Annotated in this window: 24 protein-coding genes and 1 tRNA gene; 11 read left to right on the forward strand and 14 right to left on the reverse strand. The window is 71.5% G+C overall.

Translation table 11 applies throughout. The annotated features are described in order from the left end of the window. Window positions 1–2 precede the first annotated feature (2 nt). The 4 genes from KV205_RS03610 to KV205_RS03625 are packed head-to-tail and all read left to right on the forward strand — an operon-like array spanning window position 3 to window position 2,918. The gene (locus KV205_RS03610; RefSeq protein WP_265862074.1) at window positions 3–182 is read left to right on the forward strand and encodes a hypothetical protein; all 180 of its coding nucleotides are present in this window, start codon (window positions 3–5) and stop codon (window positions 180–182) included. A 5-nt stretch (window positions 183–187) separates the two neighbouring features. Continuing rightward, window positions 188–1,582, forward strand: coding sequence for a replication initiator protein RepSA (repSA, locus tag KV205_RS03615; protein WP_274710044.1), 1,395 nt, complete (start codon window positions 188–190; stop codon window positions 1,580–1,582). Then, window positions 1,579–1,767 (forward strand): helix-turn-helix domain-containing protein, encoded by a 189-nt coding sequence (locus KV205_RS03620; protein WP_031069916.1) that lies wholly within the window; start codon window positions 1,579–1,581, stop codon window positions 1,765–1,767. The genes repSA and KV205_RS03620 overlap by 4 nt, the downstream gene beginning before the upstream one ends. Continuing rightward, the gene (locus KV205_RS03625; protein WP_265862075.1) at window positions 1,767–2,918 is read left to right on the forward strand and encodes a site-specific integrase; all 1,152 of its coding nucleotides are present in this window, start codon (window positions 1,767–1,769) and stop codon (window positions 2,916–2,918) included. The genes KV205_RS03620 and KV205_RS03625 overlap by 1 nt, the downstream gene beginning before the upstream one ends. Before the next feature lie 72 nt (window positions 2,919–2,990). On the opposite strand, the gene KV205_RS03630 is transcribed toward KV205_RS03625, so the two are convergent. Then, a tRNA-Val gene (locus KV205_RS03630) sits at window positions 2,991–3,065 on the reverse strand. 22 nt (window positions 3,066–3,087) lie between these two features. Here KV205_RS03630 and KV205_RS03635 point away from each other — a divergent pair. Beyond that, window positions 3,088–4,590, forward strand: coding sequence for a hypothetical protein (locus KV205_RS03635; protein WP_374214613.1), 1,503 nt, complete (start codon window positions 3,088–3,090; stop codon window positions 4,588–4,590). 23 nt (window positions 4,591–4,613) lie between these two features. Continuing rightward, on the forward strand, window positions 4,614–4,820 hold the full coding sequence (locus KV205_RS03640) for a zinc ribbon domain-containing protein (RefSeq protein ID WP_265862076.1): 207 nt from the start codon (window positions 4,614–4,616) through the stop codon (window positions 4,818–4,820). Window positions 4,821–4,833: 13 nt separating this feature from the next. Here KV205_RS03640 and KV205_RS03645 read toward each other — a convergent pair whose 3' ends face one another. Next, window positions 4,834–5,481, reverse strand: a complete 648-nt coding sequence (locus tag KV205_RS03645; RefSeq protein ID WP_265862077.1) for a response regulator transcription factor — start codon at window positions 5,479–5,481, stop codon at window positions 4,834–4,836. After that, window positions 5,472–6,623, reverse strand: a complete 1,152-nt coding sequence (locus KV205_RS03650) for a sensor histidine kinase (RefSeq protein ID WP_265862078.1) — start codon at window positions 6,621–6,623, stop codon at window positions 5,472–5,474. The genes KV205_RS03645 and KV205_RS03650 overlap by 10 nt, the downstream gene beginning before the upstream one ends. Before the next feature lie 109 nt (window positions 6,624–6,732). Here KV205_RS03650 and KV205_RS03655 point away from each other — a divergent pair, with 109 nt between their 5' ends. Then, complete coding sequence (locus tag KV205_RS03655; protein WP_265862079.1) at window positions 6,733–7,413, forward strand: DedA family protein; 681 nt, start codon at window positions 6,733–6,735, stop codon at window positions 7,411–7,413. Here the strand turns inward: KV205_RS03655 and KV205_RS03660 are convergent. Genes KV205_RS03660 through KV205_RS03670 form a run of 3 tightly spaced genes read right to left on the reverse strand, consistent with a single transcriptional unit; the run spans window position 7,346 to window position 12,002 of the window. Then, a complete protein-coding gene (locus KV205_RS03660) occupies window positions 7,346–8,272 on the reverse strand; it encodes an HAD family hydrolase (protein ID WP_265862717.1) in 927 nt (308 codons plus the stop codon). The genes KV205_RS03655 and KV205_RS03660 overlap by 68 nt on opposite strands. Window positions 8,273–8,283: 11 nt before the next feature. Further along, the gene (locus KV205_RS03665; protein WP_265862080.1) at window positions 8,284–10,776 is read right to left on the reverse strand and encodes a phosphoribosyltransferase; all 2,493 of its coding nucleotides are present in this window, start codon (window positions 10,774–10,776) and stop codon (window positions 8,284–8,286) included. 41 nt (window positions 10,777–10,817) lie between these two features. Then, window positions 10,818–12,002, reverse strand: a complete 1,185-nt coding sequence (locus tag KV205_RS03670; protein WP_265862081.1) for an HpcH/HpaI aldolase/citrate lyase family protein — start codon at window positions 12,000–12,002, stop codon at window positions 10,818–10,820. A gap of 153 nt (window positions 12,003–12,155) precedes the next feature. Here KV205_RS03670 and KV205_RS03675 point away from each other — a divergent pair, with 153 nt between their 5' ends. Continuing rightward, the gene (locus tag KV205_RS03675; RefSeq protein ID WP_265862082.1) at window positions 12,156–13,058 is read left to right on the forward strand and encodes a TerD family protein; all 903 of its coding nucleotides are present in this window, start codon (window positions 12,156–12,158) and stop codon (window positions 13,056–13,058) included. 19 nt (window positions 13,059–13,077) lie between these two features. Here the strand turns inward: KV205_RS03675 and KV205_RS03680 are convergent, their stop codons facing one another. From KV205_RS03680 to KV205_RS03705, 6 genes are all read right to left on the reverse strand, one after another. Then, complete coding sequence (locus tag KV205_RS03680) at window positions 13,078–13,815, reverse strand: Tellurium resistance (protein ID WP_265862083.1); 738 nt, start codon at window positions 13,813–13,815, stop codon at window positions 13,078–13,080. 156 nt (window positions 13,816–13,971) lie between these two features. Continuing rightward, complete coding sequence (locus KV205_RS03685) at window positions 13,972–15,120, reverse strand: DUF475 domain-containing protein (RefSeq protein ID WP_265862084.1); 1,149 nt, start codon at window positions 15,118–15,120, stop codon at window positions 13,972–13,974. Between the two features lie 39 nt (window positions 15,121–15,159). After that, window positions 15,160–15,735, reverse strand: a complete 576-nt coding sequence (locus KV205_RS03690) for a TerD family protein (RefSeq protein WP_265862086.1) — start codon at window positions 15,733–15,735, stop codon at window positions 15,160–15,162. Between the two features lie 91 nt (window positions 15,736–15,826). Beyond that, entirely contained in the window at window positions 15,827–16,402 is a 576-nt protein-coding gene (locus KV205_RS03695; RefSeq protein ID WP_265862087.1) for a TerD family protein, read from the reverse strand. A gap of 149 nt (window positions 16,403–16,551) precedes the next feature. After that, window positions 16,552–17,010, reverse strand: a complete 459-nt coding sequence (locus KV205_RS03700) for a peroxiredoxin (RefSeq protein WP_265862088.1) — start codon at window positions 17,008–17,010, stop codon at window positions 16,552–16,554. 139 nt (window positions 17,011–17,149) lie between these two features. Continuing rightward, the gene (locus KV205_RS03705; protein ID WP_265862089.1) at window positions 17,150–17,572 is read right to left on the reverse strand and encodes a DUF3052 domain-containing protein; all 423 of its coding nucleotides are present in this window, start codon (window positions 17,570–17,572) and stop codon (window positions 17,150–17,152) included. 426 nt (window positions 17,573–17,998) lie between these two features. Between KV205_RS03705 and aceE the strand changes: the two genes are divergently transcribed. Continuing rightward, window positions 17,999–20,731 (forward strand): pyruvate dehydrogenase (acetyl-transferring), homodimeric type, encoded by a 2,733-nt coding sequence (gene aceE / locus KV205_RS03710; RefSeq protein ID WP_265862090.1) that lies wholly within the window; start codon window positions 17,999–18,001, stop codon window positions 20,729–20,731. A 98-nt stretch (window positions 20,732–20,829) separates the two neighbouring features. Next, entirely contained in the window at window positions 20,830–21,618 is a 789-nt protein-coding gene (locus KV205_RS03715) for a potassium channel family protein (RefSeq protein WP_265862091.1), read from the forward strand. Here the strand turns inward: KV205_RS03715 and KV205_RS03720 are convergent. Further along, on the reverse strand, window positions 21,599–21,994 hold the full coding sequence (locus KV205_RS03720; RefSeq protein WP_265862092.1) for a peptidase inhibitor family I36 protein: 396 nt from the start codon (window positions 21,992–21,994) through the stop codon (window positions 21,599–21,601). The genes KV205_RS03715 and KV205_RS03720 overlap by 20 nt on opposite strands. Before the next feature lie 118 nt (window positions 21,995–22,112). Further along, entirely contained in the window at window positions 22,113–23,720 is a 1,608-nt protein-coding gene (locus KV205_RS03725; protein ID WP_374214631.1) for an MFS transporter, read from the reverse strand. Between the two features lie 133 nt (window positions 23,721–23,853). Between KV205_RS03725 and KV205_RS03730 the strand changes: the two genes are divergently transcribed. Continuing rightward, window positions 23,854–24,486, forward strand: a complete 633-nt coding sequence (locus KV205_RS03730; RefSeq protein WP_265862094.1) for a TetR family transcriptional regulator — start codon at window positions 23,854–23,856, stop codon at window positions 24,484–24,486. Window positions 24,487–24,550: the final 64 nt, after the last annotated feature.

The raw sequence follows: 24,550 nt of genomic DNA on the forward strand, positions 1-24,550 counted from the left end.
TCATGATGCCCCACACCCAGAGCACGCGCGTCTGCTCCCACTGCGACGGCTTCCCCGTCGTCCACATCACCACCGGCACCATCACCCCGGACGGTCGGCGCCAGACGCTCCCCGCCACCTGCCCCGTCTGCCGGGGCCTCGGCCACACCGTCCCGACCACCCTCGTCCGCGTCGGGAAGTGACCCCCTTGAACGACGCCGTCCTCACTGCGGCGGGCCTGGACTCGGCCACCCTGGGCGACATGCTCCGGGTGGCCGGGTCCCCCGGCTTCGACCGCTGGAAGGAGCAGATCCAGCGCACCGGTGGCTGCTCCAACCCCATCCACCTCCAGGGCTGGACCCTCACCCAGGACAAGACCACCGGTGAGACCCTGCACCGGTACTCCACCGACACCGAGCCGGGCGGACGGCTCCGGGTCGCCTGCGGCAACCGGCGGGCCTCCCGCTGCCCCGCCTGCGCCTGGACCTACGCCGGGGACACCTTCCACCTCATCCGCGCCGGCCTCGCCGGAGACGACCGCCGTGCCATCCCCGCCGCCGTCCGCGACCACCCCCGCGTGTTCTTGACCCTCACCGCGCCGTCCTTCGGCCCCGTCCACAACCGGCCCGGCATCCGCCCCTGCCGGTGCGGCACCCGGCACGCCGAGGACGATCCCGCGCTCGGCACTCCGCTCGACCCCGACACGTACGACTACGCCGCCGCCGTCCTCTTCAACAACCACGCGGGGCAGCTCTGGCAGAGGTTCACCAACCGACTCCGCCGCGAGATCGCCGCGTGCGCGGACCTCTCGCAGCGGGAGCTGAAGGAGGTCGCGCGGATCTCGTACGGGAAGGTCGCCGAGTTCCAGAGGCGCGGCGCCGTCCACTTCCACGCCGTCGTCCGCCTCGACGGCCCGGACGGTCCCGACAGCCCTCCGCCGTCCTGGGCCACAACCGAGCTGCTGGCGAACTCCCTACGGGCTGCCGCCGTGCACGCCTACACCACCGTCACCGTCCCGGCCGCCGGCGAGCAGCCCGCGCGCCGCCTCCGCTGGGGCACCCAGCTCGACATCCGGCCCGTCAAAGCCTTCGGCGACGGCTCCGACATCACCGAACAGGCCGTCGCCTCCTACATCGCCAAGTACTCCACCAAGGCCGCCGAGACCACCGGCAGCCTGGACCGCCGCATCGGCAACCGCGAGGCCCTGGTCCTCCTCGGCGTCCCCGACCACACCCGGCGCCTGGTGGAAGCCTGCTTCGACCTCGACCCGCTCTACCCGGACCGGCGCCTCCTCGCCTGGGCGCACATGCTCGGCTTCCGGGGCCACTTCTCCACCAAGTCCCGGCAGTACTCGACCACCTTGGGCGAACTCCGCCAGACCCGCGCCGACTACCGCGCCGCCCAGGAACGCGCCGCCCGGGGCCTGGACGACATTGAGCCGGACACCGTCCTCGTCCTGGCCTCCTGGCAGTACGCCGGCCAGGGCCACAGCCCCGGAGAGGCCGTCCTCGCCGCGTCCATCGCCCGGGACATCGCCCTCAATCGCGAGACCGCTCGCGAAGCCCTGCACGACCACCTCGCCCTGGAAGGAGCCGCAACATGACCACCGCCGCCCCCGAACTGCTGACCGTGCCTGAGGTTATGGCGCGGCTCAAGCTCGGACGTTCGACCGTCTACGACCTCATCCGCTCTCGCCGACTGATCTCCATCACGATCGGCCGGTCTCGCCGGGTTCCCGCCGAAGCCGTCCGGGACTTCATCGACAACCAGATTGAGGAGGCTGCCTGATGGCCACTCCGCGCAAGCGCAACCCCAACGGGGCCGGCACGATCACCAAGCGGGCAGATGGTCGCTACCAGGCCGCCGTCTACGTCCTCCAGCCCGACGGCACGCGGGCCCGGAAGTTCGCCTACGGCAAGACCTGGGCCGAGTGCGACGCCAAGCGCCGCGCGCTCCTCGACAAGGTCGACAACGGCATTCCCGTCCCGACCCGTTCGATGAAGCTCTCCGAGTGGCTGCCGTACTGGCTCGACAACATCGTCAAGCCTCGCCTTAAGAAGACCACCGCCGCAAAATACGACGTGCATGTCCGCCTGTACCTCGTCCCGATGATCGGCTCCAAACGGCTGGAGTCGCTCAGCGTCGCCGATGTTCGACGGTTCCTCGTCGCCTTGGAGAAGAAGACCAGCGCTGCCACTGCGAAGGAGGCGCACCGCGTCCTGCGGACGGCCCTGACCGCCGCCTGCCGCGAGGAACTCGTCACGCGGAACGTAGCCACGCTCGTCGCGCCGCCGAAGGTACCGGAACGGGACCTCTCGCCCTGGTCCCTGGACGAGACCCTCGACTTCCTCGCCGCCGCCCGGAAGGACCCGCTGTACGCCGCCTTCGTGCTCGCCATCGCCCTCGGCTTCCGCCGCGGGGAAGTTGTCGGCCTTCGCTGGGAGAACGTCGACCTCGCCAAGCGGGAGATCCGGGTCAGGACCCAGCGTCAGCGGGTCGCCGGTGAGGTGTACGAGGACGATCCCAAGGGGCGCCGGCGCAAGCAGACGCTTCCGCTCCCCGCCATCTGCGTCGCTCCCCTGCGCTGGCAGCGTCTCAAGCAGGCGGCTGCCCGCGAGCGCGCTGGGGAGAAGTGGACGGAGACCGGGTACGTCTTCACCACCCGTACCGGTCAGCCCATCGAGCCGCGCAACCTCTACCGCTCGTTCACCCGGGTCGCGAAGAACGCCGATCTCCGGGTGATCCGGCTGCACGATGCGCGGCACGGTACGGCGACGCTCCTCACCGCCGCCGGCGTCCCGCCCCGGGTCGTGATGGAGATCCTCGGGCACAGCCAGATCGCCGTGACGATGAACGTCTACACCCACGTCGTGCAGGACACGCAGCGCGAGGCCGTGAGCCACATGGATCGGCTGCTCAGGAGGCGTCCCCGGTCGTGACCGACCGCCCCCGTTGATGTCAGAAGTAGATGTCAAAGGCCCCCAGCCATGATCGGCTGGGGGCCTTTGTGCTGGTGGGCGCGGACGGTTTCGAACCGCCGACATCTGCTTTGTAAGAGCAGCGCTCTACCCCTGAGCTACGCACCCGTGGAGTGAATCAACAGCGTACATGGCGAACGGGTGGGGACCGCAAACGGATGGAGGGTGGGGGGGGTGGGGTGAACCGGTGGGGGCGTGTGGGCGTCTGTCCGGGGTGGGAGAATTGGACCGGTCGGGCACGCGGCGAGACGGCACGGGGAGAGGCGACGTGAGGGCGAGCGAGGGCAGGGGCGGGGCGGCGTCCGGGATCGGTGGCTTGCTCCGGGTGTCGCTCGCGTTGCCGTTGCTCGTCGGGGCGCTGCTGCCGCAGGCCTTCGCCGGGGGCGGGGGCGGTGGGGGGCGGCGGTGGTTCGGGGGGCGGGACGAGAGCCGGCGGGCCGAGGCGCAGGCGGCGAAGGACGCCGCGGCGGCCGCGTTCTACGAGCTGGACACCGCGCAGCGCGGGCTGCGGATCTCCATCGAGACGATCAGCGCCGTGGACGACTCGGCGGACGCCCGCCGCGCTGTGGAGGGCTTCGCGGCGCTCGGGCGGCGGATCGACGAGGTCAGCCATACGTACATCACCGCCGTCGACGCCCATGACCTCGACCGGGTCGAGCTGGACGCGGCGACCGCCGGGCGGGCCCGGAGCGAGCTGGAGCGGGCCAAGGCCGAACTCGTACGGACCAAGGAGGAGCTGGACCGGTTCGAGCAGGGGCTGGCGCCGCTGCTCGACCGGGCCGAGACGCAGCTGGCCCGGCTCGCGCCCGCCGTCGAGCGGGCGCGGCAGGCGCTCCGTCACGCGAGCACCGCTCTCGACGCGGTGCGGGAGGCCGGGTTCCGGGCCGACGACCTCGCCACCCGGCTCGCCCGGCTCGGGCCCGAGCTCACCCGGCTCAACGAGGGGGCCGGGCGGCACGGCGTGACCGAGACCCTGCAGCGCGCCGACACCGTGCTGCGCGAGGCGGAGGCCGTGCGGGCCGAGGCCGAGCGGGTGCCCGAGCGGGCCGCCGAGATCGACAAGCGGCTCGTGTCGCTGCGCACCCGCGCGCAGGCGCTCGCCACCCGCGCCGCCGGGGTCGAGCCGGTCCTGTCCGAGCTGCGGCGCCGGTTCGCCGCCGCCTGCTGGCAGGACCTCCAGCACGTGCCGGAGCAGGCCGCGACCGCCTCCCACCAGGCCGAGGAACGGCTGGCCGAGGCGTCGAAGGCCCGCGCCGAGCAGCGCTGGCCGGACGCCACCTCGCTGCTCTCCACCGCCCGCGCCCTGCTCAACACGGCCGACGAGGGCGTCTCCGCGGCCGGCGACCGGCTGCGCCGGCTGAACGCCGTCGCCAAGGACCCGCAGGCCGAGATCGAGCGCGCCCGCTTCGCCGTACGGGACGCCCAGCGGCTCGCGATGGCCGGGCGCAGCACCCCCGAGCCGCGGCACGCCCGCCCGCTCGACGAGGCCGTGGGCCGGATCGACCGGGCGGTGGCGGGGCTCGACAGCGAACGGCACCCCGACTACTGGGCCTTCCTCACCGAGCTGGAGGCGATCCGCGAGACCGCCGCCCACGTGGTCGAGCAGATCCGGGAGGAGCGGGGCCGGGCCTGAGCCCCACCCCGTAACCTGTGGCCATGCCTCGTTATGAGTACCGCTGCCGCACCTGTGGCGACACCTTCGAGCTCAGCCGCCCGATGGCCGAGTCCGCCGCCCCCGCCGCCTGCCCCGCCGGGCACGACGACACCGTGAAGCTGCTGTCCGCCGTGGCCGTGGGCGGGACCGCCGCCGCACAGCCCAAGGCCTCCGGTGGTGGCTGCTGCGGAGGCGGCTGCTGCGGCTAGGGCGAGACACGCCCTAGCTGTCCAGGTACCTCAGCACCGCCAGGACCCGCTTGCTGTAGCCCTCGCTCCGGCCCGTCAGCTCCAGCTTGTCGAAGATCGCGTTGATGTGCTTCTCCACCGCGCTCTGCGACACGTGCAGCCGCGCCGCGACCGCCGCGTTCGTGTGGCCCTGGGCCATCGCCGCCAGGACCTCGCCCTCGCGCGGGGTCAGCCGGGCCAGCGGGTCGGTGTGGGTGGAGCGGACCAGGAGGCGGCGGACGACCTCCGGGTCGAAGGCGGTGCGGCCCTCGCCGACCCGTTCCAGGGCCTCGAGGAACTCGTCGACCTGCGCCACCCGGTCCTTGAGCAGATAGCCGACGCCGCCCGATCCCTCCACCAGGAGCTCGGTCGCGTACCGCTTCTCCACGTACTGGGAGAGCACGAGCACGCCCACCGCCGGCCACCGGCCGCGAATCTCCAGGGCCGCGCGCAGCCCCTCGTCGGTGTGGGTCGGCGGCATCCGTACGTCCGCGACCACGACCTCCGGCGGGTCGGCGGCGACGGCGGCGAGGAGTTCGACGCCGGTGCCGACCGCCGCCCGCACCTCGTGGCCCTCCTCCGCGAGCAGCCGTACGAGCCCTTCGCGCAGCAGGGTGGAGTCCTCGGCGAGCATCACACGCACGGCAGCTCCGCCCCGATCACCGTCGGTCCGCCCGCCGGGCTGTCCACCGTGAACCGCCCGTCGAGCGCCGCCACCCGGCCCGCGAGTCCGGCCAGCCCGCTGCCGCCGCCGCTTCCGCTACCGCTACCGCCGCCGGGCGCGGCGCCACCGGGCCCGTCGTCCCGTACCCGTATGTCCAACACCCCGTCCTCCCAGCCCACTTGTACGTCCACGCTGCTGACCGGCCCCGCGTGCTTGACCACGTTCGTCACCGCCTCCGACACCACGAAGTACGCGGCCGTCTCAACCGCCCTGGGCAGCTCCCGCGGCACCGCGTAGGCCAGTCGCACGGGCAGCGGGCTGCGTTCGGCGACCGCTTCGAGGGCGGGGCGCAGGCCGGCCTGGTCGAGGATCGCCGGGTGCACGCGCCAGGCCACCTCGCGGAGTTCGTCGAGCGCGAGCCGGGCCTCCTCGTGCGCCTGGAGCAGGAGTTCGGCGGCCCGCTCGGGGTCGCGGCCGCGGCGGGCCCGGCCGAGGAGCAGGCCGAGGGCGACGAGCCGCTGCTGTACGCCGTCGTGCAGATCGCGCTCGATGCGGCGGCGTTCCTCGTGGACGACGTCCATGATCTCGGCGCGGCTCGCGGCGAGTTGGACGATCCGCGCCTCCAGCACGTCGGTACGGCGCGGACCGCGCATGCGCAGCACCAACTCGACGTGCGTGCGGGCCACTTGATTGAGTCCCTGGACCGACAGGAAGAGCATGAGCAGGCCGCCGAGCCCGCCGAGCGCGACCATGAACGGCTCCCGGAGGTCGACGAACAGCCAGCCGCCGAGCGCGAAGAACAGATACGCCAGGCCGGTGACCGCGCTGGCGAGGACGGCGATCCCGAGCAGGTCGAGCGGCCAGCGCGCCACGAGGTACGGCAGGGTGCGCGGCTGTCCGTACGGCGGGACGCGGACGCCGAGCAGCCGGTCCAGGCGCCACCGCCCGGCCCGGACGATCCGCTCGGCCACCCGCGCGGCCGTCCGCCGGCCGCCCGGCCACACCAGGAGCGGCAGCAGGAGCAGCGCGGCCACCACCTCGACGAGCGTGAGAACGGCGCCCAGGGCGAGGGCCGTCACCGTGCGGGCCGCGCGGCCGGAGTTCTTCATGATCGGCCTCATGACCGGTCACGCTAGCGGGCGGACGCCGTCCGCACCCTGCGGAAAACCGCATCGTTCCGTGCGGCCCGCACCAGTCCCCGGCGACCTGCGCATTTCTAGCGTCGACGCCATGGAGACCTGGACCGAGAACGGCATCGAGAACTGGATCAACAGCCTCATGGACACCCTCGGCGCGCCCGGCGCGGGCCTCGCCGTCGCCCTGGAGAACCTCTTCCCGCCCATCCCCAGCGAGGTGATCCTGCCGCTGGCCGGGTTCGCCGCCTCGACGGGACGGATGGGGCTGCTCGCCGCGCTGCTGTGGACCACGGCGGGTTCGGTGGTCGGCGCGCTCGCGCTGTACGGGGCGGGGGCGCTGTTCGGGCGGGCGCGGGTGATCGCGGTCGCCGCCCGGCTGCCGCTGGTCAAGGTCGCGGACATCGAGCGGACGGAGGCGTGGTTCGCGCGGCACGGCACCAAGGCGGTGCTGTTCGGGCGGATGGTGCCGATCTTCCGCAGTCTGGTCTCGGTGCCGGCCGGGGTGGAGCGGATGCGGCTGCCGGTGTTCCTGGCGCTCACCGCGCTGGGCAGCGCGCTGTGGAACACCGCCTTCGTTCTCGCCGGGTATGCCCTCGGCGAGAACTGGGAGCAGGTCACCGGCTATGTGTCGGTCTACTCGAAGGCGGTGCTCGGCGCAGCGCTCGCGGCGTGCGCGTGCTTCGTGGCTGTCCGGATCGTACGGGCGGTCAGGCCGGGTCCGGGAGCGCGGCGGGCGAGGGCGAGGGCGCGGGCGGGGGCACGGGTGCGCCGTTGAGTTGCGGCGAGGAGTGCTCCCGCGCCGCGGCGCGGAAGGCGCGGATGATCTGTTCGCCCGCCGTGACGCCCCGCTCGGGCATGGCCGTGACGTGCGGCGCGCCCCAGTCGGTGTCGGCGAGTTCGCCGTGGCCGGGGCGCCAGGCGCGGTCGGCGGCGAGCAGCAGGTCGGCGTCGAGGAGGGAGTCGCCGGCGGCGAGGGTGAGGGTGGCGCCGGTGCGGCGGGCGACCTCGCGCATGGCGGCGCTCTTGGTGAGCGGCCGGGGCACCGCGTACACCTTGCGGCCCTGCAGGGAGACGGTCCAGCCGCGTTCGCCCGCCCACGCGGTGAAGCGGTCGAGCCAGTCCTGCGGGAGGCGTTCGCGTTCGACGACGAGGTAGGCGAACAGGTCCTCGGCGACGCGGTGCTTGCGCACCCAGGACAGGTCGGTGGTGGCGGTGAGGTACGCGCGGACCTCGGAGAGCGGCGCGCAGGCCTCGGCGACCCGGCGCAGGACGCCGGCGTGCCAGTCGGGGTCGGAGACGCCGTCGACGAGCAGATGCCCGCCGTTGGCGCAGATCGCGTACTTCGGCGCCGGGGCGTCGCCGAGCAGCCGGATCCGCTGGTACTGCTTGCGGGTGCGGGTGGTGGTCGGCACGAAGACCGTCTCGGCGGCGAGCGCGCGCAGTTCGGCGGCGGCGCGCTCGGTGACGTACGAGAGCGGCTTGGCCTCGTGCACCTCGACGCACAGCAGGCGCGGGGCCTGCGGGTCGGGCATGCCGAGGGCGAGGGCGCCGCTGGAGTAGATCAGGGTGCGGTCGAGGTCGCTGGCGACGAGGACCGTGGGGGTGGCCGTGGGGGTGGCCGTGGGGTTCGGCATACGGGTGCTGGTCACTGGGACACCACCGCCTTGCCGTCGGCGCCCGTCGCCCCTCGGGTGAACCGGGGGTGGATCAACCCCACGCAGCTGTACGGCAGTTCGTCGACCTCCTCGACCGGGACCCCGCGCTGCTCGGCGAGCAGCCGTACGTGCGCGAGGTCGGCGCCCGCGCCGCGCTTGGCCAGGATCTTCCAGGGCACGCGGCGCAGCAGGACCCGGGTGGTCTCGCCGACGCCGGGCTTGACCAGGTTCACGTCGTGGATGCCGTACTCCTCGCTGATCCGCTCCACGGCAGCCCAGCCCTCCCAGGTGGGGGTGCGGTCGGCGGCGAGGAGCTCCTTGACCTCGGTGTCGACGGCGTCGGCGACCTCGTCGAAGCGGGCGGCGACGGCGTCGAGGAAGGCCGTGGACACATCGGCGCCGGCCAGCTCGCGGTAGAACTTGGCGCCGTGGAAGTCGTGCGGGCCGACCAGGTCGGCGCGCAGCACGGTGCGCGATATCAGGCCGGAGACGGTGGAGTTGAGGCACGCGGAGGGGATGAGGAAGTCCTCGCGGGTGCCGTAGGTGCGGACGCAGGAGCCGGGGTCGGCGAGCACCGCGATCTCCGGCACGAAGCCGTCGAACTCGTCGAGGGCGTCGCTGAGTTCGCGGGTGATGGCGCCCTTGCCGGTCCAGCCGTCGACGAACACGACGTCGGCCGGGTCGTGGTGCTCGGCGAGCCAGCGCAGCGCGTTGGCGTCGATGCCGCGGCCGCGGACGATCGACACCGCGTAGTGCGGCAGGTCCAGGCCGTGCCGGTGCTGCGCCCAGCGGCGCATCAGCACGCCGACGGGGGTGCCGGCCCGGGCGAGGGAGACCAGGACCGGGCGCGGGCCGCGCTCGGCGAGCACGGTCTCGGTGACGGTGCCGACCGCGCGGGCGATGCGGGCGGCGGAGGCGTCGAGGGCGGAGGCGTACAGCTCCTGGTAGCGCTCGCTCGGCTGGTACTCGACGGGCAGCGACTCCGCGTAGTGCGCGCCGCCGCTCTGGATGGCCTCCTCGCGCTCCTCGGTCGGGGCCTCGAGCTCGACGTCCGAGAGGTCCTGGAGCAGCCAGCCGACCTCTTCCGGCGCGTAAGAGGAGAAGGCGGGGCCGCGGAGGGGCTCGGGCAGCATGGAGCTCCTTTCGGGAGCTTCGGGGATCGGCGACGGCGTGTAGGACGGTACGACGGCCAGCACGACGTGCGGGATGTGCGCGGCGAGCCGGGCGAGGAGTCCGTCCGGCGCGTGCAGTTCCGGGGTGTCGGCGACGGAGTCGACGACGGCGACGACCGCGTCGAAGCCGCCGCCCGCGACGTTGTAGGCGTACCGCTCGCCGGGGCCGTCGGCGGGCTCGTCGTGCGCGGGGAAGACCAGCCGGGTCCGTATCGCGTAGCCGGGGTCGTCGACGGCGAGGACGGGCGAGCGGGTGGTGGTGGAGTAGTGGACGTCGGTCCCGGCCCGCTCCAGGGCGAGAGCGAGCCGCAGCGGCGTGTACATCAGCTCCTCGAAGCCGAGGACGAGGACGCGCCGCGCGCCGCCGAGGGCCTCGGTCAGGCGCTCGGTCATGGCGGGCAGGGCGTCGTTCAGGGCCACCGCGTGGGCGGGGGTGAAGCCGTGCCGGCCGCCGTCGGGTACGCCCGCGGGCCAGCCGAGCCCGACCCGTACGGGTACGGGGGCGGGGGCGGAGGCGGGCGCGGGTACGGGGGCGGATCCCGTACGGGACCCCCCGGGCTGCCGCGGGACGGACACGGAGAGCGGCGCGCCCCCCGGCGCGACACCGGCCGCCGTCTCCTGGGCCGTGACCAGCGCCTGGCCCTTGGCGAGGACCCCGTCGGGGAGCCGTACGGTGCCGGTCGCGCCGGCCACCAGGTCGATCCGGGCGCCGATCTCGCGGCCGAAGGCCTCCAGGCGGCCCAGGTCGGCGGCCGAGCGCATGTCGACCAGGGCGACGATCACGTACCGCTCGCGCGGGTAGCGCTCGTGCAGGTCACGGATGGTGTTGAGGACCGTGTTGCCGGTGGAGAACTCGTCGTCGACGAGGACGAGCGGGCCGGGGGCGGCCAGCAGCTCCGGGTCCTCGGGGAGGAGCAGGTGGGAGGTGGCGTGGGAGTGGGACTCCTCGAAGCCGCCGGCGGTGGCGGCCCCCTCGACGGGGCGCCGGGTGGAGTGCAGATAGGTCGCGGAGCCCAGGCCGTCGGCGACGGAGTGGCCGAGGCCGGTGGCCGTCTCGGCGTAGCCGAGGACGACGGAGCGGGCGGTCTCCGCGTCGCCGAGCAGCTCCCGTACCCGTACCCCCAGCTCGTGTCCCGCGCCGTGGACGACGCTCGGGCGCTGCGGCACGTGCTTGCCGAGCACGTTGGAGACGAGCAGATGGGCCCGCTTGGGGTTGCGGCGCAGGGCCAGGCCCAGCAGGTCGGGCAGCTTCTCGTCGCCGAGCAGTTCGACGCCCAGTCGCTCCGCGACCCACGTTCCGGTCCACACCACGTCGTTGTCGTCCCTTCGTCAGCTGTCGGTCCGGCCGGCGGTCAGCCGGCCAGTCCCGCGGTGAGCAGCTCCACGAAGCCGACGTCCTCGCGGGCCACGCCGAAGACCTCGGCGCGCCGCAGGATCCGCTCGGCCCACGCGCGGTGGGGCTTCACCTCGTTCATCTTGTTCGTGTACGCGGAGCGGAGCACCCCGCCACCGCCGCGTTCCGGCCGCAGGATGTCCTGGGCGTCGCTGAACTCCTCGTGGCTGACCACGGAGAGCGCGTGCACCGGCACGACATGGGTGGGGTGGATGCAGGTCTTGCCGAGCAGTCCGTTGGCGCGGTCGAGTTCGATCTCGCGCAGCAGTCCGTCGAGGTCGTGCTCGATGAGCGCGGTGCGCAGGTCCTCGGCGCGGCCCTCCAGGAAGGGGCTGCGGCGCAATTGTGGCTTGAACATGCGCTCGCCCTGGCGGAAGTACTCCCAGACGGGGCCGGTGATGGTGAAGCCGGTGCCGTCGGAGCGGCCGAGGACGTTGACGACGTCGCCGATGACGGCGGCGACGATCTGGACGTCGTAGGCGGTCATGTCGGGCGTGCGGCGCAGCCCGTAGTTGGAGCAGAAGTCGGTGACGCCGAGGCGGAGCGCGAGGATCCGCTCGCGGTACTTGCCGGTGAGGGCGGCGATGCCGGCCAGGGTCTCGGCCCGGGTCTCCAGGTGGAGCAGCTCGGGGGACTCCAGGACGGGCATGGCGAAGAGCCGGCGGCCGCAGGCGCGCTCGGCGACGGCGAGTGCTTCGAGGAAGCCGCGGCCGCGGCTCTCGGTGAACTTGGGCAGTACGAATCCGGACAGCAGCCGGACCGTCTCGCCGAGCCGGTCGACGAGGTCGGTGATCTGGCCGGGCTCGCGGACCCGGATGAAGAGCAGGGGCAGGTCGGCGGCGCCTTCCTGGTCCTCGCCGGCAGCGGCCGCGAGCTCGGCGAACTGGTGGACCAGGTTCGCCTCGCCGGCCTCGACCTCGGCGTCGTTGATCGAATCCTCCAGGCAGAGGACCATGGAGACGACGCCGCGGGTGGCCTGCTTGCGGATGTCGGCGGCGAGCCGGGGCCGGGTGGCCGGGCTGTAGAGGGTGGCGCCGAGCGCGGTGGCGAGCGTGGGCGCGGGCGAGTCCGCCGTGAAGGCGGCGGGCTCCTGGTGGAACAATCCGGACCGCGTTGCGGCCGGGATGTGCCCGAAATGACGCATTTTTCTCCCCCGACTGCATGGACGGCCCGGACGACATGTGGCCGGTAATAGTACGTAGGCAAGGGTGTCCATAGTTCCCCGCGTGCGTGAAGTTCAGGTAACTCGTCCGCTTCCGGCCCCCCGCGTTGTCCTGGAGGCGGGCGGCCAGGGAAGATGTCCGGCATGACGCACGCGATGCTGAAGGGCTCCAACGTCCCTCTCGACACCGCGGCCGTACGGGCCGTGCTCCGCTGGACACCGGGACCGGGGGTGCCCGACGTGGACGCCTCGGCCCTGCTGCTCGGCGCGGACGGGCGTGTGCGTTCGGACGAGGACTTCGTCTTCTACAACCAGCCGCGGCACCCCTCGGGCCTTGTCCGCCGGCTGGCCAAGAAGCGCGGTCCGGAGGGCCTGACGGACACCGTGGAGGCCGATCTGGGGGCCCTGGAGGCCTCGGTCGACCAGGTGGTGGTCGCGGCCTCCTCGGACGGCGGCTCGTTCCGGGCCGTGACCGATCTGCGGATCCTGCTGTACGACGCGGCGCCGGGCGCGGCGGGCGGCGAGCCGCTCGCGGTGTTCGACGTGTCGGCGGAGACCGGCGAGGAGACCGCGATCATCTGCGGCGAGCTGTACCGGCGCGGCGAGGGCTGGAAGTTCCGGGCGGTCGGGCAGGGCTATCCGACCGGTCTGGTCGGGCTCGCGACGGACTTCGGCGTCTCGGTCGACGACGGGGCGGACGGGGCGGAGGACGGTCCGGCCGTGGACGGCCCGGCCGCCGGGGCCCCGGAGGCCGCGGCGTCCGCGGAAGCCCCCGCGAACGACCCGGCGCACGACCCCGACGCGACGATGGTGCACCCGCCGGTCGGCACCGGGTCCGGTGTGACGGCTCCGCCGCCGCCCACGGCGCCCCCGGGCGTACCGCCACAGCCGGCCACTCCCCCGGCGACGGCACCGGCCCCCGCGTACGGCTATCCGCAGCCGGTCGGCGCCCCGCTGCCGGCTCCGGCGTACGGCTATCCGCACGCGGCGCCCGAGTTCCGGATGCCGCCGATGGGCCCGCAGTTCACCGGCCGCTGACCCGGTACGGCCCGGGGCCTCAGGTCTTGGACTTGTAGCCGCGGCCCCACTGCAGGCCCCAGCCGTACAGCCGGTCGAGCTCGGCCTGGAATCCGTAGACGAAGCGCACCTCGCGCCGGACGACCAGGTCGCCCTTGGTGTTCTCCAGGCTGAAGATCGCGCAGGAGCGGGCCTGCGGGGCGTGCTCGTCGAGTTCGATCTCGATGCGCGGGCCGTTGCTCGGATAGAGCGTGGCCTTGGCGTGGGTGCGGTCGAAGGCCGGGGTCTGGTCGTAGATGTAGACGAAGAACAGCAGGCGCTTGATCGCGTCGCGGTGGTCGAGGTTGACGAAGATCGTCTCGCCGGACGGGGCGCCGAACCGGTCGTCGCCGCTGAGCTTCACGTACGGCGGCTCGTTCAGCGCGCCGAAGAAGCCGCCGAGCGGCTGGACCACGCCCTTGCTGCCGTCGGCCAGCTCGTAGAGGCAGCCGAGGTCGAGGTCGACGTTGACCATGCCCTGGGTGTGCGCCTGCACCTCCTCGGGCTTGAAGAGCCGCAGCGGGTGCCGCAGCAGACTGCTGGAGCTGCGCGGGCGGCCCTCGATGTCGGAGGTGCGCATCCGCCAGGAGAGGTTGACCCGGAGGTTGCCGGTGGCGGCGCCCTGCTGGGTGAGGGAGACGCTGGGGCGGCGGCGGGTCAGGTCGATGGAGCCGGCGGCGGATCCGCCCGCGTCGAACGGCTCCCCCCGGCCGGGAAAGAGATTGTCGAAGAAGCCCACGGCTCCCCACCCCCACAGTCGGTCCCCTACGGTCCACCCCGGCCCGTGCGCACCCCGTCCGCACACACGCCGACGGGGCGGCCGGGTGCTCCCGGCCGCCCCGCTTGAAGCGTTCCTCATTCTCGGGGGTGTCACACCCCGGAATGGTCAGGGGTGTCACACCCCGGACGGCACCTCGGTCTTGTCGTTCGAGGAGTCCGCGTCGCCCTCGGCCGCCGCGAGCGCCCTGTTGCGGCGCACGGAGGACCAGAAGGACCAGGCGATGAGCGCCACGCCGATGCCGCCGGTGACGATCTCGGGGATCTCGTACTGGATGGTGACCATGAGGACCACGGCCAGGGCGCCGATCGCGTAGTGCGCGCCGTGCTCCAGGTAGACGTAGTCGTCGAGGGTGCCCTGGCGGACCAGGTAGACGGTCAGGGACCGCACGTACATGGCGCCGACGCCGAGGCCGAGGGCCATCAGGACGATGTCGTTGGTGATGGCGAAGGCGCCGATGACGCCGTCGAAGGAGAAGGAGGCGTCGAGGACCTCCAGGTAGAGGAACATGAAGAAGGCGGCCTTGCCGGCGAGCTGGACCACCGAGACCTTCTTGCCGGAACGCTTCGCCTCTTCCTCGGCCTCGTGCTCGCGCTCCTCTTCCTCCTCCAGCTTGTTCTCGAAGTAGCCGGAGAGACCGCCGACGACGAGGTACGTGATGAGGCCGGCGATGCCGGAGATCAGCACCGTCTGCGCCTTGTCGACGTGGGCGCCGCCGTGCTGGTGGGCCTGGGTCGCGAAGGTCATCGAGGTGATGAGCAGGACGACGAGGGCGATGCAGACCGACAGCATGTCGACCTTGCCGAGCTTGGCGAGCGGGCGCTCGATCCAGCGCAGCCACTGGATGTCACGGTCCTCGAAGATGAAGTCGAGGAAGATCATCAGCAGGAACATGCCACCGAAGGCGGCGATCGACGGGTGCGCGTCGGTGACCAGTTCCTGGTAGCGGTCGGCGTCGTTGAGCGCGAGGTCGACGGCCTCGATGGGGCCGATCTTGGCGCTGATCGCGACGATCACGACGGGGAAGACCAGGCGCATGCCGAAGACGGCGATGAGCACACCGACGGTGAGGAAGATCTTCTGCCAGAAGGCATTCATCTTCTTCAGGATTCCGGCGTTGACCACCGCGTTGTCGAACGAGAGCGAGATCTCGAGGATGCAGAGGATGGCGACGACCCCGAAAGCCTCCCACCCCCCGTAGAGCACCCCGGCGGCCAGGCCGAGGGCGGTGATCGCGAACGACCAGCCGAAGGTTTTCAGAATCACTGTCTACCCCATCGTGATATTTACGCGATACTCGCGGCTTTACGAAACGTTGACCCCGAAGTCTAGAGCGATGCCCCGAAGGCCGGACGCGTACCCCTGTCCCACGGCCCGGAACTTCCATTCGCCGTTGTAGCGGTACAGCTCGCCGAAGATCATCGCGGTCTCGCCCGAGGCGTCCTCGGAGAGGTCGTACCGGGCGAGTTCCTGCCCGTCGGCCTGGTTCACCACACGGATGAAGGCATTGCTGACCTGGCCGAAGGTCTGGCCGCGATTGTCCGCCTCATGGATGGAGACCGGGAAGATGATCTTGTCGCACTGGACCGGCACCTTGGTGAGGTCGACGATCAGGGACTCGTCGTCGCCCTCGCCCTCGCCGGTCAGGTTGTCACCGGTGTGCTCGACGGAGCCCTCGGGGCTCTTGAGGTTGTTGTAGAACACGAAGTACTCGTCGCCGAGCACCCGCCCCGACTGGCACAGCAGGGCGCTGGCGTCGAGGTCGAAGGGGGCTCCGGTGGTGGAGCGCGCGTCCCAGCCGAGACCCACGAGCACCTGGGTGAGGTTGGGTGCGGCCTTGGAGAGGGAGACATTGCCTCCCTTGGCGAGCGTGACGCCCATGACGATGGTTCCTCCCCTGTCAGGTGTTTCTCTACAGGCACGTCCGGCGCCGCACGGAGTGTGCGGCGCCGGACGATGTCGGGTGCGCGGCTCAGACGTTGACGCCGAAGTCCTGCGCGATGCCGCGCAGGCCGGAGGCGTAGCCCTGGCCGACGGCGCGGAACTTCCACTCGGCGCCGTTGCGGTACAGCTCGCCGAAGACCATGGCGGTCTCGGTCGAGGCGTCCTCCGACAGGTCGTAGCGCGCGATCTCGGCGCCGCCGGCCTGGTTCACGACGCGGATGAACGCGTTGCGCACCTGGCCGAAGGACTGCTGGCGGTTCTCGGCGTCGTAGATCGACACCGGGAAGACGATCTTGGCGACATCCGCCGGGACGCCGGCCAGGTTGACCTTGACCTGCTCGTCGTCGCCCTCGCCCTCACCGGTCAGGTTGTCACCGGTGTGCTCGACGGAGCCGTCCGCGCTCTTCAGGTTGTTGAAGAAGACGAAGTCCTGGTCGTTGCGGACCTTGCCCGCCTCGTTCACCAGGATGGCGCTGGCGTCGAGGTCGAAGTCCGTACCGGTGGTGGTGCGGACGTCCCAGCCCAGACCGACCGTGACGGCGGTCAGGCCCGGGGCCTCCTTGGTCAGCGAGACGTTGCCGCCCTTGCTGAGGCTGACTCCCACGAGTCCCTCCATTGGTTTCAGGGGCAGCGCCCCCAGTCGTGCGTTGTCATCCGATCAACGTGTGGATCCTAGTGACGGGTTCCCCGTCGAAACAGACGTTTCGCCCGAGTGTTGGTCCGGCAGGGCCGTCCGGGGGTCCACGGGGTCCGTCAGAGGGCGGCGAGGGCCTTGGCGTACGCGTCGGCGTCGCGGGCGTCCGGGAGGGCGTTGACGACGGACCAGCGGACGGCGCCGGCCTTGTCGATGACGAAGGTGCCGCGCACCGCGCAGCCCTTGGCCTCGTCGAAGACGCCGTACGCGCGGGAGACCTCGCCGTGCGGCCAGAAGTCGGAGAGCAGCGGGAACTCCAGCTCCTCCTGCTCGCCGAAGACGCGCAGGGTGTGCATGGAGTCGGCGGAGACGGCGAGCAGCTGGGTGTCGTCGTTGACGAACTCTCCGGCCCGCTCGCGCAGGGCGCGCAGCTCGCCGGTGCACACGCCGGTGAAGGCGAAGGGGTAGAAGAACAGCACCACGCGCTTCTCGCCGCGGAAGTCGGAGAGCCGCACGGTGCGGCCGTGGTTGTCCTTCAGCTCGAAGTCGGGGGCCTGTGCGCCGATCTCGATCGCCATCCCGTACGCATCCCTTCGCCGGCGGCCCAGCTTTTGGGCCGAAACGGTGAAACCCACCTTATGGCCGCCGGGTGCGGGGACGCGCGGAGCCCCCGCCGGAGGTGCTCCGGCGGGGGCTCCGCGCAGTGTTCGGGGGTGATCAGCGCTTCGGGGTGCCGAGTCGGGTGCCGACCCAGTCCTTGGCGACGCTGATGCTCTTGCTCTGTGTGAGACCAGCGGTCTGCGCGGCATCGTTGATGTCGCTCGGCTCGATGTAGCCGTCGCGGCCCGTCTTCGGGGTCAGCAGCCAGATCTGGCCGCCGTCCTCAAGGAAGCCGATGGCGTCCACCAGGGCGTCGGTCAGGTCACCGTCCTCGTCGCGGAACCACAGCAGCACGGCGTCGGCGACGTCGTCGTAGTCCTCGTCCACGAGTTCCTGGCCGATAAGGGACTCGATGCCTTCACGGAGATCGAAGTCGACGTCGTCGTCGTAGCCGATCTCCTGGACCACCTGTCCGGGCTCGAACCCCAGCCTCGCTGCCGGGTTGGTCCGCTCCTCCGCGTGGTCCGCGGTCGCGCTCACGGCTTGCCTCCTGCTCATGTATCGGAAAATGCCTCACCACGCGCGGGCGCGCGGCGCTGGCCGTAGTCCACACGTGCCGGGGCGGATCGCGCAAGTACCCGGCCGATGAGACCGCCGAAACGGTGACGTTTGGGGCCGTCTCGCCGCAACTTCCGGCGAACACCCGTCGCGCTCCGTGACGAGTCCTGCACGCTTCGTCCCGCAATGTGGGTCTCTGCGGCTTCAGTCTGCCGAACGTATTGCCGGAACGCATGCGCGGGATGGGCGTAAGGTTGCGATTTGACCGGACTGGAACGTCCTTGGTACCCCACGAGGATTACCGCTCGGTAAAGATGACGTTTGCCTTCGGCGGGGTACACGATGAGCATCCCGGCCTCTGCGGGGTCTTCGGTCCCCCTGGGCTCCACCGACCAGCGAAGGAACAGCGTGGCTTCCGCATCCGATCGCAACCCGATCATCATTGGCGGCCTTCCCAGCCAGGTCCCGGATTTCGACCCCGAAGAGACCCGGGAATGGCTGGACTCCCTGGACGCCGCCGTCGACGAGCGGGGCCGGGAGCGGGCCCGCTACCTCATGCTGCGACTGATCGAGCGGGCCCGCGAGAAGCGGGTCGCCGTGCCGGAGATGCGCAGCACGGACTACGTGAACACCATCGCCACCCGGGACGAGCCCTTCTTCCCGGGCAACGAGGAGATCGAGCGCAAGGTCCTCAACGCCACCCGGTGGAACGCGGCCGTGATGGTCTCGCGCGCCCAGCGCCCGGGGATCGGCGTCGGCGGCCACATCGCGACCTTCGCGTCCTCCGCCTCCCTCTACGACGTGGGCTTCAACCACTTCTTCCGCGGCAAGGACGAGGGCGACGGCGGCGACCAGATCTTCTTCCAGGGGCACGCCTCCCCCGGCATCTACGCCCGCGCCTATCTCCTGGACCGGCTGAACGAGACCCAGCTCGACGCCTTCCGCCAGGAGAAGTCGAAGTTCCCGAACGGGCTGTCGTCCTATCCGCACCCGCGGCTGATGCCGGACTTCTGGGAGTTCCCGACCGTGTCGATGGGCCTCGGCCCGCTCGGCGCGATCTACCAGGCCCGGATGAACCGCTACATGGAGGCGCGCGGCATCGCCGACACCTCCGCCTCGCACGTGTGGGCCTTCCTCGGCGACGGCGAGATGGACGAGCCGGAGTCGCTGGGCCAGCTGACCCTGGCGGCCCGGGAGAACCTCGACAACCTGACCTTCGTGGTCAACTGCAACCTGCAGCGCCTCGACGGCCCGGTGCGCGGCAACGGCAAGGTCATCCAGGAGCTGGAGTCGGTCTTCCGCGGCGCCGGCTGGAACGTCATCAAGCTGATCTGGGACCGCTCCTGGGACCCGCTGCTTGCGCAGGACCGGGACGGCATCCTGGTCAACAAGATGAACACGACGCCGGACGGGCAGTTCCAGACGTACGCGACGGAGACCGGCGCCTACATCCGCGAGCACTTCTTCGGCGACGACCAGCGGCTGCGGGCCATGGTCGAGGGCATGTCCGACGACCAGATCCTGCACCTGGGCCGCGGCGGTCACGACCACAAGAAGATCTTCGCGGCCTTCTCCGCGGCCAAGGCCCACAAGGGCCAGCCGACGGTGATCCTCGCCAAGACCGTCAAGGGCTGGACTCTGGGCCCCAACTTCGAGGGCCGCAACGCCACCCACCAGATGAAGAAGCTGACGGTCGACGACCTGAAGCGGTTCCGCGACCGGCTGCACATCCCGATCACGGACAAGCAGCTGGAAGAGGGCCTGCCGCCCTACTACCACCCGGGCCGGAACTCCGAGGAGATCCAGTACATGCACGACCGCCGCAAGGCGCTCGGCGGGTACGTGCCCACCCGTGTGGTCCGCGCCAAGCCGCTCGTCCTGCCGGACGACAAGGCCTACGCGGCGGTGAAGAAGGGCTCCGGACAGCAGCAGATCGCCACCACGATGGCCTTCGTACGGCTGCTCAAGGACCTGATGCGGGACAAGGAGATCGGCCGCCGCTTCGTGCTGATCGCGCCGGACGAGTACCGCACCTTCGGCATGGACTCCTTCTTCCCGAGCGCCAAGATCTACAACCCGCTCGGCCAGCAGTACGAGGCGGTGGACCGCGAACTGCTGCTCGCCTACAAGGAGTCGCCGACCGGCCAGATGCTGCACGACGGCATCTCCGAGGCGGGCTGCACCGCCTCGCTGATCGCCGCCGGCTCGGCCTACGCCACGCACGGCGAACCGCTCATCCCGGTGTACGTCTTCTACTCGATGTTCGGTTTCCAGCGCACCGGCGACCAGTTCTGGCAGATGGCCGACCAGCTGGCCCGCGGCTTCGTGCTCGGCGCCACCGCCGGCCGCACCACGCTGACCGGCGAGGGCCTCCAGCACGCCGACGGCCACTCCCACCTCCTCGCCTCCACGAATCCGGGCTGTGTCGCCTACGACCCGGCCTTCGGCTTCGAGATCGCGCACATCGTCCAGGACGGTCTGCGCCGGATGTACGGCCCCGAGTCCGAGGACGTCTTCTACTACCTGACGGTCTACAACGAGCCGATCCAGCACCCGGCCGAGCCGGAGGACGTGGACGTCGAGGGCATCCTCAAGGGCATCCACCTCTACAAGCGCGGCGAGTCCGGCGCGGTCCCGGCACAGATCATGGCCTCCGGCGTGGGCGTGCCGTGGGCCCTGGAGGCGCAGCGGATCCTCGCCGAGGACTGGAACGTCCGCGCCGACGTCTGGTCCGCCACGTCCTGGAACGAGCTGCGCCGCGAGGCCGTGGCCGTCGAGGAGCACAACATGCTCCACCCGGACGAGGAGCAGCGCGTGCCGTGGGTGACGCGCAAGCTGCAGAACGCCCAGGGCCCGTTCGTGGCGGTCTCCGACTGGATGCGCTCGGTGCCGGACCAGATCTCCCGGTGGGTGCCGGGCCGCTACACCTCGCTCGGCGCGGACGGCTTCGGCTTCGCGGACACCCGCGGCGCGGCCCGCCGCTTCTTCCACATCGACGCCCAGTCGATCGTGCTCGCGGTGCTGACCGAGCTGGCCCGGGACGGCAAGGTGGACCGCTCGGCCCTGAAGCAGGCCGTGGACCGCTACCGGCTCCTCGACGTCGCGTCGGCCGACCCCGGCACCGCGGGCGGCGACGCGTAGCCGTTCGGCCGGCCGGGCGTCAGTCCGGCCGCGCGCGGGTGCGTCGTGGCTGGTCGGAGGGTGGCCCGTGCCCCTGAGGGGGTGCGGGCCTGCCTACGATGCCCGGCATGAAGGAACGCTGGGAACGCCACACCCAAACGCCGCTGCTGGTGCTCGCGGTGGCGTTCGGGATCGCCTACGCCGTCCCGATCGTCGCCCCGGACGCCGACGCCTGGGTGCACCAGTGGTGCTCCCATGTGGAGTGGGCGGTGTGGGGCGCGTTCGCCCTGGACTATCTGGTGCGGCTGGCGCTCGCCCCGGACCGGTGGGCCTTCGTGCGCGGGCATCTGCTCGATCTGCTCGCGGTGATACTGCCGATGGTGCAGCCGCTGCGGCTGCTCAGGGTGGTCTCCACGCTCCTCCTGGTGGGCCGGCGGGCCCGGATGGCCCCGCAGATAACGCTCACCACCTATGTGGCGGGCGCCGTGGTCGGGCTGATGATGTTCGGCTCGCTGGCCGTGCTGCACGTGGAGCGGAACGCCCCGAACGGCAACATCAAGACGCTGGGCGACGCGGTCTGGTGGTCCTTCACCACGATGACCACGGTCGGCTACGGCGACCACGCCCCGACGACGGGCCTGGGCCGGGTGCTCGCGGTGGGCCTGATGCTGTCCGGGATCGCCCTGCTCGGTGTGGTCACCGCGAACATCGCCGCCTGGTTCATCTCCCGCTTCGACCGGGACGACGAGGCCGACCGCCGGCAGACCGAGCTCCTGGAGGCGCTGACCTCCGAGGTGCGGGCGCTGCGGGCCGAGGTCGCGCGCCTCTCGCCCCCGAAGCCGGCGGACCCGTCGCCGACGGACCCGGACACTCCTGACCTTCCGCTGCCTACCGCTCCCAGATCTTGAAGGCCCGCACCTGATAGGGCGACTGGGGCACCCACACCCCCTTCCCCGGATAGGTCTCGAACTCCCCGGTCTCCGCGCACTCCGCGGACTGGTACGTCGTGACCGGCCGCCCGGTCCGGTTGGCCAGGGACTGGGCGCTGGTGCCGGCCGGCAGGGCCGTGCAGCTCTCGATGTCGACCGAGGCCAGCTCATGGACCTGGGCCCTGCCCTTGAAGTCGGCCTTGGGCCACAGACACAGCTGGCCGGGCCCGCAGGCGCCGAGCGCGGTGCCGGCGCGGGTGCCGGTGCCGGTGCCGCTCGGTGCGGCCGCCTGGGCCGGGATCGCGAGCAGGGCGGTCAGGACCACGCCCAGGGTGAGCAACGTCTTCGTATACATGCAGGTGAACCCCCGTTTCGTAACTCTCTGTAATCAAGAGCATGGCGGAGGGTCCGCGGACATGGAAGAGGGGCCGCCCCCGTTCACGCGAACGGGTGACGGCCCCCTACGGGAACCCCTAGATGTGGGCCGCTCCCGCGCCCGCCTCCGCGTTCTCACCGCGCTTGGTGAGGGTGGCGACGAGGGCCGCGACGACGGCGACGACACCGGCGACGGTGAAGGCGAGGCCCATGCCGTCCAGGAAGGTGTCGTGGATGACCTTGCCGATGGCCTGGACGGCCTCGGGCGTCATGCCCGGCGCCTTGGCGAGCTCCGGCGGCACCATGCCGAACTCGGCGGCCTGCTCCAGGCGCGGATCGGCGGGCCCGGGCAGATGGGCGGCGGTCCAGTTCTCGCCGAACGAGCTCGACACCTTGGAGGACATGACGGCGCCCAGCACGGCCGTACCGAGCGCGCCGCCGACCTGCATCGCGGCCTGCTGCAGACCGCCGGCCACGCCGGAGAGCTCCAGCGGCGCGTTGCCGACGATGACCTCGGTGGCGCCGACCATGACCGGGGCGAGGCCCAGGCCGAGCAGCGCGAACCACAGGGACATCGCGAGCTTCCCCGTACCGGCGTCGAGGGTGAGCATGCCGAACATGGCCACCGCCGTGCAGACCATGCCGCCGACCAGCGGGACCCGCGGGCCGAACCTGGTGATCAGCAGACCGGCCAGCGGCGAGGAGACGATCATCATGCCGGTCAGCGGCAGCAGGGCCACACCGCTGTCGACCGGCTTGAGCCCCTGCACGCCCTGGAGGTAGAAGGTCACGAAGAACAGGCCGCCCATGAAGGCGAAGGCCATCAGGACCATGAGGACCACACCGGCCGACAGCGGCACGGAGCGGAACATCTTCAGCGGGATCAGCGGCTCGCGGACCTTGGTCTCCCAGACCGCGAAGACCACGAAGAGCAGCACGGCGCCAAGCAGACAGCCCCAGGTCTTGACGTCGCTCCAGCCCCAGGACTCGCCGGCCTTGATGATGCCCCAGATCAGGGCGCCCATCGCGGCGGAGAGCAGCACGATGCCGGGGATGTCGAAGGAGCGCGGCGCGTTCTCGGCGCGGTGGTCCTTGAGGATCAGCAGGCCGAGGACGAGGGCGAGGACGCCGACCGGCACGTTGATGAAGAAGACGTACTGCCAGTCGGCCTGCTCGACGAGCACACCGCCGAGGATCGGGCCGCCGGCCGTCGAGGCGCCGATGACCATGCCCCAGATGCCGATGGCCATGTTGAGCTTCTCGGCCGGGAAGGTGGCGCGCAGCAGCCCGAGCGCGGCCGGCATGAGCAGCGCACCGAAGAGGCCCTGCAGCACGCGGAAGGCGATCACGAGCCCGATCGAGCCCGACAGGCCGATCGCGCCGGAGGCGGCGGCGAAGCCCGCGATGCCGATGACGAAGGTCTGCCGGTGTCCGAAGCGGTCACCGAGCTTGCCTGCGGTGATCAGCGCGACGGCGAGCGCGAGCAGATAGCCGTTGGTGATCCACTGGACCTGCGCCAGGCTGGCGTTCAGGTCCTCCTTGATGGCCGGGTTGGCGATGGCGACGATCGTGCCGTCGAGCGCGACCATCATCACGCCGGCCGCGACGCTGAACAGCGTCAGCCATGGGTGACCGCGCAGTCCCTTCACCGGGGCCCCGTCCGGGGTCCGGCCGCCACCCCCCTGACCCTGCGGGGTCTTTTCCATGGTGATCTGACTAGTCATGCGGGCAGGCTAATGACAGCCACTGACAATTGACAAAGTGATTCACACGACGGTAACTGTCACGTACCTCACAGGTAGCCTGGGCCGGAAGAAGTGGCGGAAAGAGGATCGACACGTGACCACCGCGCCCGGCCTGCGCGAGCGCAAGAAGCAGCGCACCCGCGACGCGCTCATCCGGGCCGCCCTGGAGCTCTTCACCACCCAGGGGTACGAGCGGACCACCGTCGACGAGATCGCCGAAGCCGTCGAGGTCTCCCAGCGCACCTTCTTCCGCTACTTCGCCACCAAGGAGGACGCGGCCCTCGCCGTCCAGCAGATGGTGGAGGAGCGTTACGTCCGCGCGCTCGGCGAACGCCCGCCCGAGGAGGGCCCCTTCGACGCGATGCGCAACGCGGTCCTGGGCGCCTGGGACGCCATCGGCGAGGCGATCGAGGAGGTCGTCCCGGTCGAGCTCTACATCCGCGCCTACCACCTCATCGAGTCCACGCCCGCGCTGTTCGCCGCCCATCTGCGCCGTTCCGCCGAGATCGAGGAGCGGATCGCCCGGCTGATCGCCGAGCGCGAGGGCCTGGACGTGGACGAGGACCCGCGGCCCCGGATCGCCACCGCCGCCTTCGGCGGGGTCATGCGGGTCACCGGCCGCCTCTGGGGACGCGGCGAGGAGGAGACCCTGGAGTCGATCCGCGCCCTGACCGAGCACTACCTCGACCAGCTCGGCGCCGCCCTCGCCCCGCGCTGGCGCGCCTGAGCCCACCCGCGGCTGAGCCCACCAGCCACCCGCGCCCCGCCCGTAGGCCGTACGCCCGCACCCC

This window comes from Streptomyces sp. SKN60, from assembly GCF_026236535.1.
In the GTDB taxonomy this organism is placed as follows: Bacteria; Actinomycetota; Actinomycetes; order Streptomycetales; family Streptomycetaceae; genus Streptomyces.